Raw genomic sequence first — 17,133 nt, forward strand, 5'->3', positions numbered from 1 at the left:
TGCACCCAGGTCCACGCGTGGTGGACCTAGGTCCGGGAGACGGGGACCCGGGCCCGCGCGTGGTGGACCTAGGTCCGGGAGCGGGGGGCGGATGCGGCCCGGGGCCGATGCGCGGCAGGCGTGGCGGCGCCTAGCGTCGTTCATGTGGCGACCCTTTCCTCCCCCCGTGCCCCTCACACCTCCTCCGGCCCCTCGGCCCCGGCAGCCCCCGCGGCCCATGCCGCTCGGGGGCCGGGGCATGCTGAAGGGGTGAACGACGAAGAATTCCGCGCAGCCATGTCCCGGCTGGCCTCGGGCGTGGTCCTGGTGACCGCGCACGAGCCCCAGCTCGACCCCGACGGCCCGGCCGGCGAGGACGCGGGGATGACGGCGACGGCCTTCATGTCGGTCTCGCTCGACCCTCCGCTGGCGATGATCAGCGTGCGCACCGGCTCCCGGATGGACGACCTGCTCGCCGAGCAGCCGCTGTGGGCGGTGTCGGTCCTCGCCGAGGACCAGCGGCACATCGCCGGGCGGTTCGCCATGAAGGGGCGGGTCAGCGACCGGCTCCTGTTCGCGGACATCCCGCACACGCACGGCGAGGCCAGCGGGGCGCCGCTGATCGCCGGGGCGCTGGCCTCGGTGGAGTGCCGCACCGAGCAGCGGGTGGAGGCGGGCGACCACACGCTGATCGTCGGACGCGTCCTGACGGCCACCACCGGGCCGGGCGAGGCCGGACCCCTGCTCCACTTCCGCAGCCGGTACCGCCACCTGAGCTGAACGTACGGCGCGGTCCCGCCGCCGCGCGGGGCCCGCGGGGCGGCTCGGGTCAGTCCCAGGTGCGCGGGCTGCGTCCCCGCTTGGTGTCGGCCCGGCGCTTCTTCTCCTGCAGGCGGCGCTCGTTGATGCCGCGCGGGATGCGGGTGGGCCGCCTGACCTTCGGCGGGGGCGCCACGGCCTCCCCCAGCAGGGCCGTCAGCCGCTCCATCGCCGCCTCGCGGTTGCGCCACTGGGAGCGGAACTCCGAGGCCCGCACCACCAGCACGCCGCCGTCCACCAGCCGCGATCCCAGCCGCTCCAGCGCCCGCGCCTTCCACCCCGGCGGCAGCGCCTCGGTGGCCGCCACGTCGAACCGCAGCTCGACCTGGGTGTCGCTGGTGTTGACGTGCTGTCCGCCCGGTCCTCCGGAACGGGAGAAGCGCCAGCTGAGCTCCGCCTCGGGCAGAGGCACGGAGCCGCGGATGAGGAGAGGGCGACCGGACATGCCCCCATCGTCCCCCGCCCCGGGCGCCGCAGTCACCCGGGTTTTCCCGCCGGTCACCGTCCCGCTGTCCGGGTGAACGGTAAAAAAGGTAAAGGCAGGCGGAACCTCTCGGACCTCTCCCGGCGTTGAACGATGCGACGGTAGGTTCGCCCCCAGTGCGAAGCCCGTCAGTCACACAACGAAGAAGAAAGGGACTCCCACCATGGCTGTAAGCCTGTCCAAGGGCGGCAACGTCTCGCTCACCAAGGAGGCTCCGGGCCTGACCGCCGTCACTGTGGGCCTGGGCTGGGACGTCCGCACCACCACGGGAACGGACTTCGACCTCGACGCCTCCGCCATCGCGGTCACGGCCGCGGGCCGGGTGCACGCGGACGCGTACTTCGTCTTCTTCAACAACAAGGCGACGCCGGACCAGTCCATCGTCCACACCGGCGACAACCGCACGGGTGAGGGCGAGGGCGACGACGAGGCGATCAACGTGAACCTGGCCGGTCTGCCGGCCGAGGTCGACAAGGTCGTCTTCCCGGTCTCCATCTACGACGCGGAGAACCGCTCGCAGAACTTCGGCCAGGTCCGCAACGCGTACATCCGCGTGCTCAACCAGGCCGGCGGCGCCGAGATCGCCCGCTACGACCTCTCCGAGGACGCGGCGACGGAGACGGCGATGGTCTTCGGCGAGCTCTACCGGCACGGCGCGGAGTGGAAGTTCCGCGCGGTCGGCCAGGGCTACGCCTCCGGCCTCGCCGGCATCGCCCAGGACTTCGGCGTCAACGTCTGACCCGGATCCGGCCCGTGCCGCCCCGCACCGTTCCCGGTGCGGGGCGGCACCCCGGCCGTCCGCGCGGTTCCCCGCACGGACGGCGCCGCACCCGTCCCGTGGATTAGCGTGCGGCGCATGATCCTGGAGCCGCTGCCCCTCACCCCGGACCGTGACATCCCCGGCCCGCTGCTCACCGAGCTCACCGCCCTGTACGCGTCGAACCGCGACTTCCACGCGCTGAGCGGGGGCGACGAGTTCCCGGACCCGGACGACATCCGGCCCGAACAGGTGGCCGCTGCCCTCGCCGAGGAGCTCGCCAACCCCGACATCGAGGTGCTTCTGGCCCGCAGCTCGGGCCGCCTCGTCGGCCTGGCCGTGACCCTCGCCCACCACCCCGATCCGGTCGACCCCGACCCGTGGATCGGGCTGCTGATGATCGACGCGTCCGTCCACGGCCAGGGCTACGGGCGCCGCGTCGCCGCCGCGGTGGAGGCCCGCCTCTTCGCGGCCGGCCGCACCGCCGTCCGCCTCGCGGTGCTGGACAGCACGCCCGACTCCCTCGCCTTCTGGACCGCCCTGGGCTACCAGGTGATCGGCCACCGCCTGGACCGCCAGTTCCACCGCCCGTGCTCGGTGCTGCGCAAGCCGCTCCAGGACCCGCGCACGCCCCGCATGCCCCGGGCCGCCGCCCGGGTCGCCGTGGTCGGCCCCGACCCCGACCGGCCGGTGCTCCTGTTCCGCTACGAGAACCCCGACGACGGGGTCTACTGGGCGCTCCCCGGCGGCGGCCTGGAGCCCGGCGAGAGCCCCCTGCGGGGCGCCACCCGCGAGGTCCGCGAGGAGACCGGCTGGAGCGACGTCACCCCCGGAGCGCTGCTGTGCGTCTGGGAGCACGACTTCACGTACCACGGCGTCCCGGTCCGCCAGCACGAGCACGTCTACCTGGCCCGCGCCCCGCGCCGCGACCTCGCCGGCGACCTCGCCGAGGCGCACGGCGCGGACGGGATCCTCGCCTGGCGCTGGTGGACCCTCGAGGAACTCGCCGCCACCGCGGAAACGATCTGGCCGCCCCGCCTCGCCCCCCTGGTGGCCGCCGCCCTCGCCGCCCGGGCCGGCCTCGCGCCACCGGCCGGCCTCCCGTCGCAGGAGGGCCGCCCGGCCGGGGCATGACACCATCGACACGTGCTCGACATCGGCTACGCCCTCTCCAACCGCTTCCCGGACCCGCCGCAGACCGACTACCGGCGCGTCGACGTCCGCGCGCTGCGCCACGACCTGTTCTGCGGTGACGTCTACCTCGCCGACACCGAGAAGGACGAGGAGATCTCCACGGCCTGGGGGTGGGTGCCGGTGCTGGACTTCGCCTGGGCGCTCTGCGACATCGCCGAGCACATCGACCGCGACCCGGCCGGCTCCCGCGCCGCCCGGCCGCAGCGGGCCGAGCTGGACTTCACCGAGTCCACCGACCGGCTCTACTTCGAGCGCCGCTTCGGCTGGGTCGAGATCGACGCCGACTGGATGACCACCGACGAGCCGCCGCTGCGGTTCTCGCACGCGGAACTCCGCCGTGAGGCGCGGGACTTCCTCCACGATCTGGTCGCGGACCTGTGCGACCTGCACGAGGACCTCGCCGACAACCCCGCCATCTGGACCCTCCAGGCCCGCTACCCCCGCCTCCCGTAACCCCACGCCCCCACCGCGCCCCGCGGTCTGCACCCCGCTCCCCGTCCCGCTCCCCGCAGGGCGACGCGCACCCCCACGCCCCGCACCTCCCCCCCGTCCGCCCAGGTGGCATGCGACCGCCCGCGTCGATGCCCCGTAAGCGGGGACTCGGACCCCGAACGACCCGCACGGACCCGTACGACCCCGCACCGGCGAACCGCAGCGCCCCGGGGCGGCGTCCCGGCGACGCCCCCGCGTCGCCCCGCGGGGGAGGGAGAGAGCCATGCCCCGCACCGTCACCGTCGTCGGCGGCGGCCTCGCCGGACTCACCGCCGCCATCGCCGCCGCCGAACGCGGCGCCGACGTCACCCTGCACGAGGCCCACCACGACCTCGGCGGCCGAGCCCGCACCGCCGCCGCCCCCTACCGCACCAACGAGGGCCCGCACGCCTTCCTGACCCGCAGCCCCCACTGGACCTGGCTGAACGACCGCGGCCTGGTCGGCCCGGTGCCCCCGCTGCGGCCGGGCGACGTCCGCGGGATCCGGTTCCACCACCACGGCGCCCTGCGCCGCACCCCGCCGCTCGGCCTGCTGCGGCTGCTCCGGTCCGCCCCGGAGAACGTGCCCGCCGACGTCGACTTCCTCAGCTGGGCGTCGTGGCGGATCGGCGAGGAGACCGCCCGCGCCACCGCGAACCTCACCGCCGTGGTGTGCTTCCACCACGACCCCGGCGCGCTCTCCGCCCGCTTCGTGCAGGAGCGGCTCCTGCGGATCACCGGCTTCCCGCCCGAGGTCCGCTACCCGCGCGGCGGCTGGCAGACCATCGTCGACCGGATGGCCGCCCGCGCCCGCAACCTCGGCGTCCGCGTGGAGACCGGCTCCCGGATCCACTCCCTGGCAGACCTCGGGACCGGGACCCGCACCGGCCCGGTGATCGTCGCCACCTCGCTGGCCGCCGCCCGCGGCATCCTCGACGACCCCTCGCTGACCTGGCCGAGCGGCCGCACCCTCCTGATCGACCTGGCGGTACGCGAGGACCCCCGCGACGCCCTCGCCCTCTCCGACCTCGACGTCCCCGGCTACTTCGAACGCTTCACCGCCCAGGACCCCACCCTCGCGCCCCCGGGGGAGCAACTCGTCCAGGCCCAGGTCCCGCTGGCCCCCGGCGCGCCCCGGGACGAAGCCCTCGCCCACGGCGACGTGCTGCTGGACCTCGGCCTGCCCGACTGGCGCGACCGCGCCACCCACCGCCGCGACGCGCTGGCCGACGGCCGCACCGGAGCCGTGGACCCGCCGGGCACCACCTGGCGGGACCGTCCCGCGGTGGACCGCGGCGGCGGCGTCCACCTGGCCGGCGACCAGGTCGCCGCGCCGGGTGTGCTGTCCGCGGTGGCCTGCGCCGCCGCGCTCGAGGTGGTGTCGCAGGCGCTCGGCCGGTTCCGCCCGGTCCCCGGCTTCAGGCCGCCGGCGCCGCGGAGCGCGGTCGGCTCCCCAGCGCGGTGAGCGCCTCGTCGGTCAGCCGGAACACCGACCACCCGTCCTGCGGCCGGGCGCCCAGCGCCTGGTAGAAGCCGATCGCCGGCTCGTTCCAGTCCAGCACCGACCACTCCAGCCGCTGGTAGCCGCGCTCCACGCAGAGCCGCGCCAGCTCGGTGAGCAGCGCCCGCCCGTGCCCGCCGCCCCGCGCGGAGGGCCGGACGTACAGGTCCTCCAGGTAGATCCCGTGCACCCCGCGCCAGGTGGAGAAGTTCAGAAACCACAGCGCGAACCCGGCCGGCTCCCCCGTCACGTCGTCCACCGCCAGGTGCGCGAACACGGCGGGCCGCTCCCCGAACAGCGCCTCCGCCAGCTGCGCCTCGGTGGCCACGGCCTCGTCCGGCGCCTTCTCGTACGCGGCGAGCTCACGGATCATGGCGTGGACGACGGGGACGTCGGAGGGCACGGCGGGTCGAATCATGCGCTCATCCTCACACGGCCGCGTCCTCGGCGAGCCGCAGATCGATCCACGGCACGGTGTCCCCGTCGAGCAGGTACCGGTCGATCTCCACGAACCCGTACCGCAGCGCGAACCGCAGCCCGTCCTCGTTGGACGACAGCACCACCGTCTCGATCACCGCGGCCCCCAGCTCCCGCGCCTGCCCGAGCCCGCGCCGGTACAGCTCCGCGCCGAACCCGCGCCCCCGGAAGGCGGGCAGCACCCGGGCGATCACCGTGGCCGTCCGGGTGTCGTCCGACGGTGCCCGCACCGTGGTGCAGCCCACGACCTCGTCCCCGAGGTACGCGACCTCCAGGCGATGGCGCCCCGCCCGCTCCCGCACCTCCTCCAGGGTCAACAGGTGTGCGGGAATGATCGTGTTGTGGACCGACCGCCACTGCTCGAGCGTGGCGTCGTCCTCCGGCTGCCGGACGTGTAGGGCGGACATACCGGCAGCACACCGGCCCCCACCCCGCCCCGTCAACCGCTTTCCGCTCCCCCCTCCTCCCTCTCCCCACCCCCACCCGAAGGCTGAAAGGCACCGGAGGGGGTTCCAATCCCTCCCTCGCTCCCTACAGTTGACAGTCGGGCCACGGCGACGAAGGGGTGACCGAGTGGGCGGCAAGCGCTACGACCGGCTCAAGGAGATCCAACGGCTCGACCCCGAGCGGGACTTCCTCACCATCTACCGCCTCACCGCCACCTACGAGTTCCCCTGGGACCACACCCGGGCACTGGAACTGGCCCTCTACCGCACCTACGCCGTCCCCTCCATCGGCCGCCTGCTGGCCGAGACGGCGGAGATGACCGAGCGCCCCCAGAAGCGGTACGACGACACCTCGCTCCTGCTGGACGCCGTCGTCGAGCACGGCTTCGAGAGCGAGGCCGGCCGCACCGCCATCCGCCGCATCAACGGCATGCACCGCAGCTACGACATCTCCGACGACGACATGCGGTACGTGCTGTGCACCTTCGTCGTCGTCCCCGTCCGGTGGCTGGACTCCTTCGGCTGGCGCCCCCTCAGCGACCACGAGCGCCGCGCCACCGCCGCCTACTACCGCACGCTCGGCAAGCACATGGGCATCAAGGAGATCCCGCGCAGCTACGAGGAGTTCGAGCAGTTCCTCGACTCCTACGAGGCCGCCCACTTCGCCTGGGACGCGCGCTCCCGCGAGGTCTCGGACGCCACCCTCGCGCTGATGGCCTCCTGGTACCCCCGCCCGCTCGCCCCGCTGCTGCGCGCCGGCACCCTCGCCCTCCTCGACGAGCCGCTGCGCCGCGCTTTCCGCTACCCCCGGCCCCGCCCCGGCGTCCGCGCCCTCGTGCACGGCCTCCTCCGCCTGCGCGCCCGCGTCGTCCGCCTCCTGCCGCCGCGACGCCGCCCGCACCACGCCCGCCACAACCCGGAGATCAAGAGCTACCCGGGCTACCCCACCGGCTACCGCCTCGAGGACCTCGGCACCTTCCCCACCCCCGGCCTCCGCGGCTGCCCCATCCCCCACCAGCACCGCCCCGCCCCGGACCGCCCCACCCCCGACCCGGTCGACTGACCACGGCCGTCGTCGCATGGCATGGCTCAATCGCCCTCGGGTGGCACGGGCTCTGGAATTGGTCAGTTCCTCGTTCCTCGCGCTCGTCGGGGTGGGCATCCTCGCCACTGCTGCCCGCGAAGGCACATAGCCAAGCGGGCGCCGACGCCCCGCATGGTGACGTCGCGCTGCCTACCAGCCGTTCAGCGAGACCCCCGAGCCGTTGTTCAGGTAGTGGTGAAGTGCGCTGGCAGTGGTGTCCACGAACGCCTCGGGGATGGAGGCGGCGTCGGCCCAGCGGACTTGGGAGTGCTTGCGGGGTTCGCGGTTCTCCGGCTCTCCGGTCCACTCGTCGGCGGCGAAGACGACGGTGAGAAAGCCGTTGGGGGCTTCGACTCCCCGTGCGCTGTGGATGATGTGGGCGACCTTGAGTGCCTCGGGCTTCACGGTAAGGCCGGTCTCTTCGTAGAGCTCACGGACCGCGGTCTCCGTGATGGGCTCGCCCGGTTCGCTCTTGCCGACGGGGAGGTCCCACATGCCCTGAGCGAACTTGGCGTTCTCGCTGCGCTGGAGGAGGACGACGCGGTTGGTGGCCTTGTCGTGCACGATGACGGCTGCGACCAGCAGGGTCATGGATGCGAGCGCCGGCTTCAGGACTGGGGAGCGGTCGTCGGTCTGCTGGGCCACGGTGTTCCCTTCGTCGGGCGGGTTGTTGGGCATGTTAGGCGAGGGCCTCGCGGGCGCGGCGGGCGAGATCAGCTGCGCCCGGCACCTTGCGGCGCTGGTAGATCGCGAGGGTGGAACGGATCGAGGTGATGGCCTTGCGCGTGCGGTCGGAGGTCATGCCCTGCATCAGGTCGAGGGCCTGGGTCCAGGCGGCGACGGCTTCGTCGGCGCGGGCCTGGGCGGCGAGGCTGTCGCCGAGGTCGGCGTGGGTGAGGGCGTGTACGCGCTTGTACTTTGCGGGGTCCCAGCGGGTGAGGGCGTCGCGGTGCTGCTGTTCGGTGCCGATGTGGTCGGCGAGGTCGGTGAGGGTGCGGGCGGTATGGCTGGCCACAGTGCCGGCGGCGGGGCCGCTGACGCGGGAGTAGCTGGGCTGGGGGCCGTCGTTCCGTAGGAGGGCGTTTTCGGCGGCGAGGAGGGCACGTGCGGCCAGCGGATTCTCGTTGACGGCGGCGTAGGCACGGGCGTGGGCGATATGGAGGAGGGCTTCGGTCTGGCCGTCGACGTGGCCGAGGCCGCGGCCCAGGGCGCCTTCGACGAGGTCGACGCAGTGGTGGGGTTGCTTGAGGCTGAGGGCCTGGTGGGCGAGGGCGCGCATCATCCAGGCGGCGTGGCCGTGCGGGTCGGCTTCGCAGGCGAGTTGGTAGCCGACCTGGTAGTAGCGCTGGGCGGCGCCTTCCTGGCCGAGGTCGTGGTGCTTCCAGCCGGCGAGGTAGGCGAGTTCGGCGACGGCACCGAAGGCAGCCTGCCGTAGGGCTTCGGTGGGGAAGCGGCCACGGAGCATGGGGGCGGCGGTGTCGGCGAGGTAGGCGGTGACGGTGGTCAGGCCGTGTCCGCCGCCGAGGCGTTCGTCGGCGGCACTGAAGGCTGCGGTGATCTGGCGTACGACGTCCACGTCCTCCGCGCCGACCAGGGAAGTTCCGGTGCGGGCGCGGAGCATGCGGGCGGCGGCCTCGTGGTCGTGACTGAGCGGCATGGCGACGCCGGCGGTGGTGAAGGCCGCGATGGCGAGGAAGCGGCGGCGCTCGACGTCGGCGCGGCCCAGGTCGGTGACCACGAGGACCGGGTCGTGCTCTGCCGACTCCTCGACGAGTCCGGTGCCATGTACCCGATCAACCGCACGGGCCCGCGCCTTGTGTTACGCGAACTCACCGCCGATGACGTCGACACCGTGTACGCGATCTACGGCAGCCCCAAGGCCACGGAGCACCTGTCGTTCGAGCCGCGCAGCCGTGAGCAGGTCGCCGAAATCGTCGCGAGGTCCATCGCCTCCGCCGAGGTGACTCCACGCACGGAGTACGCGCTCGCGGTCGTGGAGAACGACACCGGCCGGTTGATCGGGTTCGGCCGCCTCGCCCTGGACCCGCACCAGCAGCGCGGAGCCACCTTCGGCTTCGCCCTCAACCCCGAAGCCTGGGGCGTCGGCTACGGCCTGGAAACGGTGAGGCTCCTCCTGGGCCTTGGCTTCGAGGACCTCGGCCTCCACCGCATCTGGGGCGGGCGCTCGCCTCTCAACGAGGCGTCCGCCAGAAGCATGGCGGCCGCGGGCATGGTCGAAGAGGGCATCATCCGCGAGCACATCCACAAGGCCGGCAGTTGGCGAGACTCCGTCGTCCACGCCGTCCTCGACCGCGAGTGGGCAGGTCTCCCAACGCCCAATGACTGACGCAGAACGCCAGGCAGGCAGCCGAGACAAGCTCTTGCCGCTCGAGGCCAGCTTCCATCCAGGGCGGTAGAGAGTCTGATCAACTCGGTGTGCTTCGAGGGGATCGGGCCAACCCCAGAGCTGGCGGGGTCGGCCGACGCCATTCTCCCAAGATGGTCTTCTTCAAGCACGTGGAGTACAGCGCCGGGGTGCGCTTGGCGGTTGCGGCGCGCGCGTCGGCGTGGCCCCGGTCGGGGCGGGCAGCCGGGTGATGCTGCGGACGCGAGCTGCCTGGGCGCGGGGGCTGGGTGTGTGGCGTTGGCCGAGGCGGTGGATGCGCCAGGTCAGGGTACGGGCGGGGTTGCGGGCGTCGTCCAAGGTGCGCGCTGGTGGAGGGCCTGGTGTAGGAGCGTGACCGGGTTGTGGCCAGATGCCTCCGCGGCGGCGAGAACTGTGCTAGGGCATCCCAGGTCGGGGCCTGGAGGATGCGGTCGGCGTGCTCAGGGACGGCATGCTGGAGGTGGCGGGCATAGCGCTGCTTGGTCCGGGGACCGGGCGTACGCCGGGCGAAACTGTCCAGAACCGGGACGGCGACCTGCGCGTACGCGATCTGGAGGTGGACGAGGGCGCGAAGAGCCGGCCGCAGGCGAGGCGAGTGTTGGTCTTCCAGCCCAGGCGTCGTCCGGCCTCCCGGGCGGCCTGGCGTACGACCCTCAGCTCTCCCATCCCGGTGAGGTCGTCGCTGGTCAGGATTAGCTGCCCGTAGTAGCCCTCGTACTGTGGCTTCAGGGCGGCCCTATCAGCGCTTCCAGCCGGTCGACCAGCTTCTCGTGTCGGCACCGGGCCAGTTCGTCCTTCGCGGGCATCGCGCGGCTCCCCAGCTCTCTGCCGCGGCGGCATGTATGCCATATGTGTGCCGCAAGCTCAGGGGCCCTCCCGTCCGATGGACGGAAGAGCCCCTGAGCTGGTGTTTCTCCGAGCCCCCTGTCGGGTTCGAACCGACGACCCCCGCTTTACAAGTTCGGCCTGCAACTGGCACGGTGGCGTGGCCTAGCATTGCCGTGGCCGGGCAGGAACGCACGCAGCCGCCTCTGTCTGAGGTCGTTGATGTCAGCAGTGGATGTCAAAGACCTGCCGCCGGGAGAGATCAGCAGTGATCGGATCGGGCATCTAGAGCTTGCCGGCAGGAGGAGAGAAGCTGCTCCACAGTCGTTGAGAGCTGCCGATTGAGTGCCTCGGGGTCCGGGAAGAAGTTGAGCGCTCCGTTGAGCAGCGCGACCCAGTCAGCGATGTCTATATGGTCCGACATCTGGTCATGCAACTCCCTTGCGCGCTCGACGGCATCTACGACTTCCTGAGGCGGCATCTGTCGCGCTCCTGGTTGCGCGTTATACGCCGTCTCACTCACCACCACGGACAAAGCCCTCAACGCGGTCTCTAGTTCAGCAGCAACGGGATCCGACAGGCTCAGGTGATTAAGAGCGCCGGTCGCACGATGATATTCAGCCCTCCGGGCTAGTGCTCCCGCGACTTCGAGGGCGAGTGACGACACACTCCCAGCCCTGTCGGCGACAACCGCGGGTCCTTCGAGTTTCACCACCCATAGCGCCGCGCTCATGTCCCCGAGTGAGTTCGTCTACGGCAGCATCGAGGCTTTGGGGCGCCACCGGTAGTGCTCGGGGCAGGGCCTCAGCGGCCTGTACACAGCGCGTCACTGCTAGAAGGAAACCGGCCTACGCATCACGTTGAATGCCCCGTCGCCACTGCTGATGAGCTGCGTCAGCCTCGCTACGAACGGCATCGAGAGCAGCCCTATAGGTCGACTCGGCCTGGGCTATGCCGGCATGACCAGTCTCCTCAGCTACTCGCAACGCGGCGCGCATCTGCCAACGGCCAACGAGGACAGCGGCTGAGACTCCCAACGCCGCCACAGCTGCAGCCGAGATGGCACCGATCCCCTCCAAATCCATGTCTTGAGCATGCCGCAACTGGTGTCCCCTCTGCTACGGCAGCCCCGCACACTGATCGGAGCACAGCTCAGCCGCAACTGATCACCGCCTGCCGTGACTTGCTACCAGCATCTGAACTGTCGGTAGCTGCCGACACTGGTCACCGCCAGATGTGCGCAGATGACAGCCCCTGCTCTGCATCGGCGCCAGGACGCGGGGGCCCTTGGCGTGAAGCGTTGTTGGGTCAGGAACTTACCTGCGGAGGGCACCTTGTCCTACTCTGGATCGCTGTCTCACTTGATCCCGCCGAGGAAGGTCCTCCGGGTCGCAACACGGGGGTAGATAGACGTAATGGCCCGTTCGGTCGTGCCCTATCTTGATAAAGCCTGGAATCGTCTTTACAGAGGGCGCGGACAATCAGAAATTCCGGACGTAATAAACTTGGCAGACGTCAATTCTTCGTGGCCGGATTTTCGCGCTAACGTCAGGGCAAGCCTGCGGAGCGGGCAGGTCGGCCCCGACTACGTCGAAATTCTCGACGCCCCAAAGAACCCTTTTGCAGTGCGCCCCATCGCTCGCTTGAACGTGCACGATCGGCTAGTGTATGACACTTTGGTTTTCGCCATCGCCGATCTAATCGAGACACAGCTTCGCGAGAGCGTTTTTAGCGCTCGCTGGGGAAGAAATGGCGAAGAATTTTGGAGTCCAGTCAACTCATGGGTCTCCATGCAGCAGCGCGGGGTTGAAATAATAAGCGACAATCCCTTTCAATTGGCACGCACAGACATTGTCTCGTTTTATGAACACATCGACGTAAGCACACTGGCTATCGACATCCAGGCGGTAGGGGCAAGCGCGGCAGTCACGGAAAGACTGGTTCGATACCTCCAGATGTTTCAGCGATCGAGCCACGCGTGGGGAATACCGCAAGGGCCTGACGCTTCGGGCATCCTAGCCAATATATACCTTCTGCCGATCGATGAATTCGTACACAGAGCAGGATTCCAGTATCTACGCTACTCCGACGACATGATGCTATTCGACACCGACAGGGAATCTCTACGCAACGCCCTGCTGGAAATCAATTCCATCCTGCGCTCCCGCCGACTTTCCATGTCTGGAACAAAGACCAAGATTTTCGATCACCCTGAATCGATGAACCAGCTTGAGGATCTAGAAAAGGATGCGATCAACTACGGTATCAAGATTGGTGAGCCGGATGCCGGTGAACGCCTGTACAAATTGTTTACTGAAGCGATCGAAGGAACGCAAAAAGACAGGGACGTGAAGTTTGCTCTGTTCCGCATGGGACGCCTGAAGGATGACAGGGCACTTCCGTGGGCGCTTCGGAATTTGAAAGACAATCACCACCTAGCCAGTCAACTCTTGCAGTATCTTGAGTGCTTTCCCGACAGAAGGATAGCGACTGGCCGGGCTTTCATTTCGGCAATGCGCCTAATCGCCGATCACAAGTACGACCACCTCGAACAGCGCATTCTCCAAGCGGCTACTCGTCAGCGTGTTCACTCGGCAGTGCTTAGAGATATGGCTTGGGCGATCCTGCAGAATAAGAACAAGACAAACCTTCCACGCGAGTTTGCCGCCAGATATTTGGGGCGCAATAGCACGGTCGCTGACGGGCAACTGCTGAGAAGGCAGTACGAGGACGAGGAAAATGTCAACGTACGACGGGCCTTGCTGATTGCAATGTACGAGGCCAGATCGGTTTCGAGAGGGCTGCTAAGGAGCCTTGCTTCCTCCGGTTCGCAACTCTCTTGGGTGAGCCGGTACCTACTTAAAGATCCCTACGTACCCGTACCTCGCTAGGAGAAGTAATGGGAAGATTGTTGATTTACGCACTCCTCGCGGTCTCATCAGGAGTCGTTAGTTTTTTCATATCGAACTCCACGGTTATCAACATGACCGCGGGCTTCAGTATGGGAATGTTGATTCCCGTTGTCGACGAGATCGGCAAGAACTGGGAGCAACTTCGACACATCTGGTACTCACTGCGTTATCGAAGCAGGTCGATCAGAGTATCAACGTCTTACCTCTTCCGGATCGTGATTGACGGCAAATATCTATTGATCCGCGGCTCTCGGTACCCTAATCAGTTCCAACCTGTGGGCGGCGTACACAAAGTGTCTCCGCAGGGAAGCACGGCACTATCAACTATGAATGTTGTGGGTGACGACCTGATTCCGGTAGACCCAAGCAGTGACGGAGATATTCGTGTGCGAGTCCCCGGCAAGAGGATTGTGCAATTTTTTCGATGGTTTGACTCTCGCGAAGGGAGAGAAGACTCCCCTTGGCGTGAGTTTCAGGAGGAGCTGCTAGCATCTGGGATGTTGCCTGCTGACAAATTCCCACACATCATGCACAATTACGTACGTCGAGACGTAGACAAAATCAGGTACAGCCCGTGGGCGGATTCCCCCGAAATATTGGTAGCAGATATATATGAGCTAATCCCAACACCGGAACAAGAAATCGCCTTGCGTCAAATCGCGCAAATGGGACACCCGGATCTAGTTTGGGTTACGCCTTCCCAGATTCAACGTCGGGGAGCTACTCCCGGTCAGCCGCACAGTATCGAGATCGCGGAGCATGCCAAACGACTTCTGTGAGGGGAGCATCGGGCCGGCGAAGAGCCCAAAGTAGCTGGACACTGTCTCCGCCGAGGACGGTAAGCGGCCAATTCTCCCAGCCACTGCTCACCCCAGCTCGCATCCCGTCTGCCGTCGACCCACACATCGTGGAGCGGGCGCAGTGCCGGGCGTCCAGGTGGAGCGCGCCACTGTACGAACGACCTGGACGCCCGGTGCTGTGTCTGCTCCACGATGTGTGGGTCGACGGCAGACGGGATGCGAGCCCTCACGCCCGCCACCTTCGACCGGCACTCGCCCGCGGCGCCCCCGCCATTCGAGAACCGCGTCCTCCTGGTCCGCCAGCAGGTGCAGCGTCGACGCGGGGTGCTCCACAACGACGAGACCAAGGGGCGCCGCTCGCGTGCCCTCCCCCTGCCGGCCATCTGTATCGCCCCGCTGCGCTGGCACCGGATGCGACAGCGGTCGGCGTACGCGGCCGCCGGCATCGACTGGGTTCCCGAGGGCTACGTCTTCGCGACCCGCACAGGGCGGCCGATCGAGCCGCGGAACGTGCACCGGTCCTTCGTCCGCGTCAGCGAGTCTGCCGGCCTCCGGCCCGTCCGGCTGCACGACGCCCGGCACGGCTGCGCCACCCCTGCTCACCGCGGCCGGGGTCGCGCCCCGCGTCGTCATGGAGATCCTGGGCCACAGCCAGATCAGCATGACCATGGACGTCTACACGCACGTCGTGCAGGACACGCAGCGGGAGGCGATCAGCCACATGGACCGGCTGCTGAAGCGGCGGCCCGCCCGTGAGTGACCGCCCTCGTTGATGTCAGGCGTGGATGTCGAAGGCCCCGGACCATGATCGGTCCGGGGCCTTCGCCGTGTCTTGCCTGGAGCCCCCTGTCGGGTTCGAACCGACGACCCCCGCTTTACAAGAGCGGTGCTCTGGCCAGCTGAGCTAAGGAGGCGTTGCCCGAGCAGTGTACCCACCGCGCCGGGGGGCCTCGTCGGGAATTGTTGCGAACTTCTCCGCCGGACTCTGCTGACTTTGGGGGCCACGCGGGTTAACGTCCCTGCAGTCCGGTTCACCGGACCGGACATCACCACCTTCCACTACGGATCGTCCGGCACGTTCCTGCCGGTGAAGGGGGCCCATCACCATGGCCACTGTTACGTTCGACAAGGCGACCCGCATCTACCCGGGTGGCACCAAGCCCGCCGTCGACGCGCTCGACATCGAGATCCAGGACGGCGAGTTCCTGGTCCTCGTCGGCCCGTCCGGCTGCGGCAAGTCGACCTCCCTGCGCATGCTCGCGGGTCTGGAGGACGTCAACGGCGGTGCGATCCGCATCGGCGACCGCGACGTCACCCACCTGCCGCCCAAGGACCGGGACATCGCCATGGTGTTCCAGAACTACGCGCTGTACCCCCACATGACGGTCGCCGCGAACATGGGCTTCGCGCTCAAGATCGCGGGCGTGCCGAAGGACGTCATCCGCCAGAAGGTGGAGGAGGCCGCGCGCATCCTCGACCTCACCGAGTACCTGGAGCGCAAGCCGAAGGCGCTCTCCGGCGGTCAGCGTCAGCGTGTGGCGATGGGCCGCGCCATCGTGCGTGAGCCGCAGGTCTTCCTCATGGACGAGCCGCTGTCCAACCTGGACGCCAAGCTCCGTGTCTCGACCCGTACGCAGATCGCGTCGCTGCAGCGCCGCCTCGGCATCACCACCGTCTACGTCACCCACGACCAGGTCGAGGCCATGACCATGGGCGACCGGGTGGCCGTGCTCAAGGACGGTCTGCTCCAGCAGGTCGACACCCCGCGCAACATGTACGACCGCCCCGCCAACCTCTTCGTGGCCGGCTTCATCGGCTCGCCCGCGATGAACCTGGTCGAGGTGCCGATCACCGACGGCGGCGTGAAGTTCGGCAACAGCGTGGTGCCGGTCAGCCGTGAGGCGCTCTCCGCGGCCTCCAGCCGTGGCGACACGACGGTCACCGTGGGCATCCGGCCCGAGCACTTCGAGGTGGTGGAGCTCGGTGGCGCCGGCCTGGCCAAGGACGCCGGCCTCGAGGTCTCGGTGAACGTGGTCGAGGAGCTCGGCGCGGACGGCTACGTCTACGGCACCGCCCGCGTCGGCGGCGAGGACAAGGACCTGGTGGTCCGCGTCAACGGCCGCCAGGTCCCGGAGAAGGGCGCCAAGCTGCACGTGGTGCCGAAGGCGGGCGAGACCCACGTCTTCTCCACCTCCACCGGCGAGCGTCTCTCCGACTGATCCGGAGCCGGCACCGGCACCGGCCGGCGTCGGAACGGGCCCCGCGGCTTCGCGCCGCGGGGCCCGTCCCCGTTTCCCGGGCGACCGGCGACGCCGGGGAGACACACCGGCCCTGGCTGCGCCTCGACAGGCCGCTCTGCACGGCCGCACGCACCGCAAGGGCCGCACCGCGGCACAGGGCGGCGTCAACACGGCTACTCGAATGCTCCACCGAAAGGTCACCCATCAGGGTTACCAAATGTCGCCAAACAACTACCGCCCGCTACCCTCACTCGCGTGAAGCACACCACGAACCAGCAGACGCGCGCCGGCCGCGGTCCCGCCCGCGGGATCGGCCGCACGCTCGCCCTCGTCCTCCCCGTCGTCCTGGTCCTCTCCGGCACGCTCGCGGTCACCCGGGTGAACTGGTCGGGCGAGCCCTCCGACCCGGTGCTCGCCGCTGCGAACGCCGGGGCTCCGGCGGGCGTCTCCGGCAAGACCCGCCCCGCCCCGCAGGACGTGCTGCGCGACCGGCTGCTGACCGAGCTGCAGGAGAAGGACCCGGGCGTCGCCCTCACCCACCTCCAGAAAGCGGTCGACGAGCAGCCCTCGCTGGCACGGCACTGCGCGTCCATCGCCCGCGCCCTCGGCCGGGCGGCGGTCCGCGTCCACGGTCCGGTGAAGGCCCAGTCCTACTCCCGCCCGGTGTGCGACACCGCCTTCGCCACCGGGGTGGCCGCGGCGGGCCGCTAGGCACTACACCGCCAGGGCCTGTTCCCGCACGACACCCCTCCTCGCCC

The 17,133-nt window shown here is 69.2% G+C and carries 16 protein-coding genes, 1 tRNA gene and 2 pseudogenes; 12 read left to right on the plus strand and 7 right to left on the minus strand.

The genetic code is table 11. The features are described from left to right. The first annotated feature begins 249 nt into the window (after nt 1-249). Nucleotides 250-759 (plus strand): flavin reductase family protein, encoded by a 510-nt coding sequence (locus ACWD3O_RS06140; RefSeq protein WP_451414983.1) that lies wholly within the window; start codon nt 250-252, stop codon nt 757-759. A 49-nt stretch (nt 760-808) separates the two neighbouring features. Here ACWD3O_RS06140 and arfB read toward each other — a convergent pair whose 3' ends face one another. Continuing rightward, on the minus strand, nt 809-1,243 hold the full coding sequence (gene arfB, locus ACWD3O_RS06145) for an alternative ribosome rescue aminoacyl-tRNA hydrolase ArfB (RefSeq protein WP_451414984.1): 435 nt from the start codon (nt 1,241-1,243) through the stop codon (nt 809-811). Nucleotides 1,244-1,445: 202 nt separating this feature from the next. Between arfB and ACWD3O_RS06150 the strand changes: the two genes are divergently transcribed. The 4 genes from ACWD3O_RS06150 to ACWD3O_RS06165 all read left to right on the plus strand — a co-directional run bounded on the left by ACWD3O_RS06150 (nt 1,446) and on the right by ACWD3O_RS06165 (nt 5,169). Continuing rightward, nucleotides 1,446-2,021 (plus strand): TerD family protein, encoded by a 576-nt coding sequence (locus ACWD3O_RS06150; protein ID WP_451408386.1) that lies wholly within the window; start codon nt 1,446-1,448, stop codon nt 2,019-2,021. A gap of 117 nt (nt 2,022-2,138) precedes the next feature. Then, the gene (locus ACWD3O_RS06155; protein WP_451408385.1) at nt 2,139-3,173 is read left to right on the plus strand and encodes a GNAT family N-acetyltransferase; all 1,035 of its coding nucleotides are present in this window, start codon (nt 2,139-2,141) and stop codon (nt 3,171-3,173) included. A 12-nt stretch (nt 3,174-3,185) separates the two neighbouring features. Then, on the plus strand, nt 3,186-3,686 hold the full coding sequence (locus ACWD3O_RS06160; protein WP_451414985.1) for a hypothetical protein: 501 nt from the start codon (nt 3,186-3,188) through the stop codon (nt 3,684-3,686). Between the two features lie 262 nt (nt 3,687-3,948). Beyond that, complete coding sequence (locus ACWD3O_RS06165; RefSeq protein WP_451414986.1) at nt 3,949-5,169, plus strand: FAD-dependent oxidoreductase; 1,221 nt, start codon at nt 3,949-3,951, stop codon at nt 5,167-5,169. On the opposite strand, the gene ACWD3O_RS06170 is transcribed toward ACWD3O_RS06165, so the two are convergent. Together ACWD3O_RS06170 and ACWD3O_RS06175 are read right to left on the minus strand one after the other, a co-directional pair. Then, nucleotides 5,123-5,623, minus strand: a complete 501-nt coding sequence (locus tag ACWD3O_RS06170; RefSeq protein ID WP_451414987.1) for an N-acetyltransferase family protein — start codon at nt 5,621-5,623, stop codon at nt 5,123-5,125. The two genes, ACWD3O_RS06165 and ACWD3O_RS06170, sit on opposite strands and share 47 nt — an antisense overlap. A gap of 10 nt (nt 5,624-5,633) precedes the next feature. Beyond that, nucleotides 5,634-6,089: an N-acetyltransferase family protein gene (locus ACWD3O_RS06175; protein ID WP_451414988.1), complete on the minus strand. Its 456-nt coding sequence runs from the start codon at nt 6,087-6,089 to the stop codon at nt 5,634-5,636. Nucleotides 6,090-6,255: 166 nt separating this feature from the next. Between ACWD3O_RS06175 and ACWD3O_RS06180 the strand changes: the two genes are divergently transcribed. Further along, entirely contained in the window at nt 6,256-7,191 is a 936-nt protein-coding gene (locus tag ACWD3O_RS06180; RefSeq protein WP_451414989.1) for an oxygenase MpaB family protein, read from the plus strand. Nucleotides 7,192-7,362: 171 nt separating this feature from the next. Here ACWD3O_RS06180 and ACWD3O_RS06185 read toward each other — a convergent pair whose 3' ends face one another. Both ACWD3O_RS06185 and ACWD3O_RS06190 read right to left on the minus strand, forming a co-directional pair. After that, nucleotides 7,363-7,890 carry an NUDIX domain-containing protein gene (locus tag ACWD3O_RS06185; protein ID WP_451414990.1) on the minus strand — a complete coding sequence of 176 codons (528 nt, stop codon included), beginning with the start codon at nt 7,888-7,890 and terminating at the stop codon, nt 7,363-7,365. Between the two features lies 1 nt (nt 7,891). Beyond that, nucleotides 7,892-8,980: pseudogene (locus ACWD3O_RS06190) on the minus strand (tetratricopeptide repeat protein); the annotation flags it as partial. 15 nt (nt 8,981-8,995) lie between these two features. On the opposite strand from ACWD3O_RS06190, the gene ACWD3O_RS06195 reads away from it, so the two are divergent. After that, entirely contained in the window at nt 8,996-9,559 is a 564-nt protein-coding gene (locus ACWD3O_RS06195; RefSeq protein WP_451415047.1) for a GNAT family N-acetyltransferase, read from the plus strand. Between the two features lie 1,126 nt (nt 9,560-10,685). Here the strand turns inward: ACWD3O_RS06195 and ACWD3O_RS06200 are convergent. Continuing rightward, nucleotides 10,686-11,156 carry a hypothetical protein gene (locus tag ACWD3O_RS06200; protein WP_451414991.1) on the minus strand — a complete coding sequence of 157 codons (471 nt, stop codon included), beginning with the start codon at nt 11,154-11,156 and terminating at the stop codon, nt 10,686-10,688. 682 nt (nt 11,157-11,838) lie between these two features. Here ACWD3O_RS06200 and ACWD3O_RS06205 point away from each other — a divergent pair. The 3 genes and pseudogenes from ACWD3O_RS06205 to ACWD3O_RS06215 form a co-directional block, all read left to right on the plus strand. Further along, nucleotides 11,839-13,314, plus strand: a complete 1,476-nt coding sequence (locus tag ACWD3O_RS06205; RefSeq protein WP_451414992.1) for a reverse transcriptase domain-containing protein — start codon at nt 11,839-11,841, stop codon at nt 13,312-13,314. A gap of 92 nt (nt 13,315-13,406) precedes the next feature. Next, nucleotides 13,407-14,114, plus strand: a complete 708-nt coding sequence (locus ACWD3O_RS06210; protein WP_451414993.1) for an SMODS-associated NUDIX domain-containing protein — start codon at nt 13,407-13,409, stop codon at nt 14,112-14,114. A gap of 297 nt (nt 14,115-14,411) precedes the next feature. Then, nucleotides 14,412-14,895: pseudogene (locus tag ACWD3O_RS06215) on the plus strand (tyrosine-type recombinase/integrase); the annotation flags it as partial. A 77-nt stretch (nt 14,896-14,972) separates the two neighbouring features. Here the strand turns inward: ACWD3O_RS06215 and ACWD3O_RS06220 are convergent. Beyond that, nucleotides 14,973-15,049 (minus strand) — tRNA-Thr (locus tag ACWD3O_RS06220). 192 nt (nt 15,050-15,241) lie between these two features. Here ACWD3O_RS06220 and ACWD3O_RS06225 point away from each other — a divergent pair. Both ACWD3O_RS06225 and ACWD3O_RS06230 read left to right on the plus strand, forming a co-directional pair. Next, nucleotides 15,242-16,354: an ABC transporter ATP-binding protein gene (locus tag ACWD3O_RS06225; protein ID WP_451408372.1), complete on the plus strand. Its 1,113-nt coding sequence runs from the start codon at nt 15,242-15,244 to the stop codon at nt 16,352-16,354. A gap of 276 nt (nt 16,355-16,630) precedes the next feature. Next, on the plus strand, nt 16,631-17,086 hold the full coding sequence (locus tag ACWD3O_RS06230; protein WP_451408371.1) for a hypothetical protein: 456 nt from the start codon (nt 16,631-16,633) through the stop codon (nt 17,084-17,086). Nucleotides 17,087-17,133 lie beyond the last annotated feature (47 nt).

This window comes from Streptomyces sp. NPDC002640 (assembly GCF_053592575.1).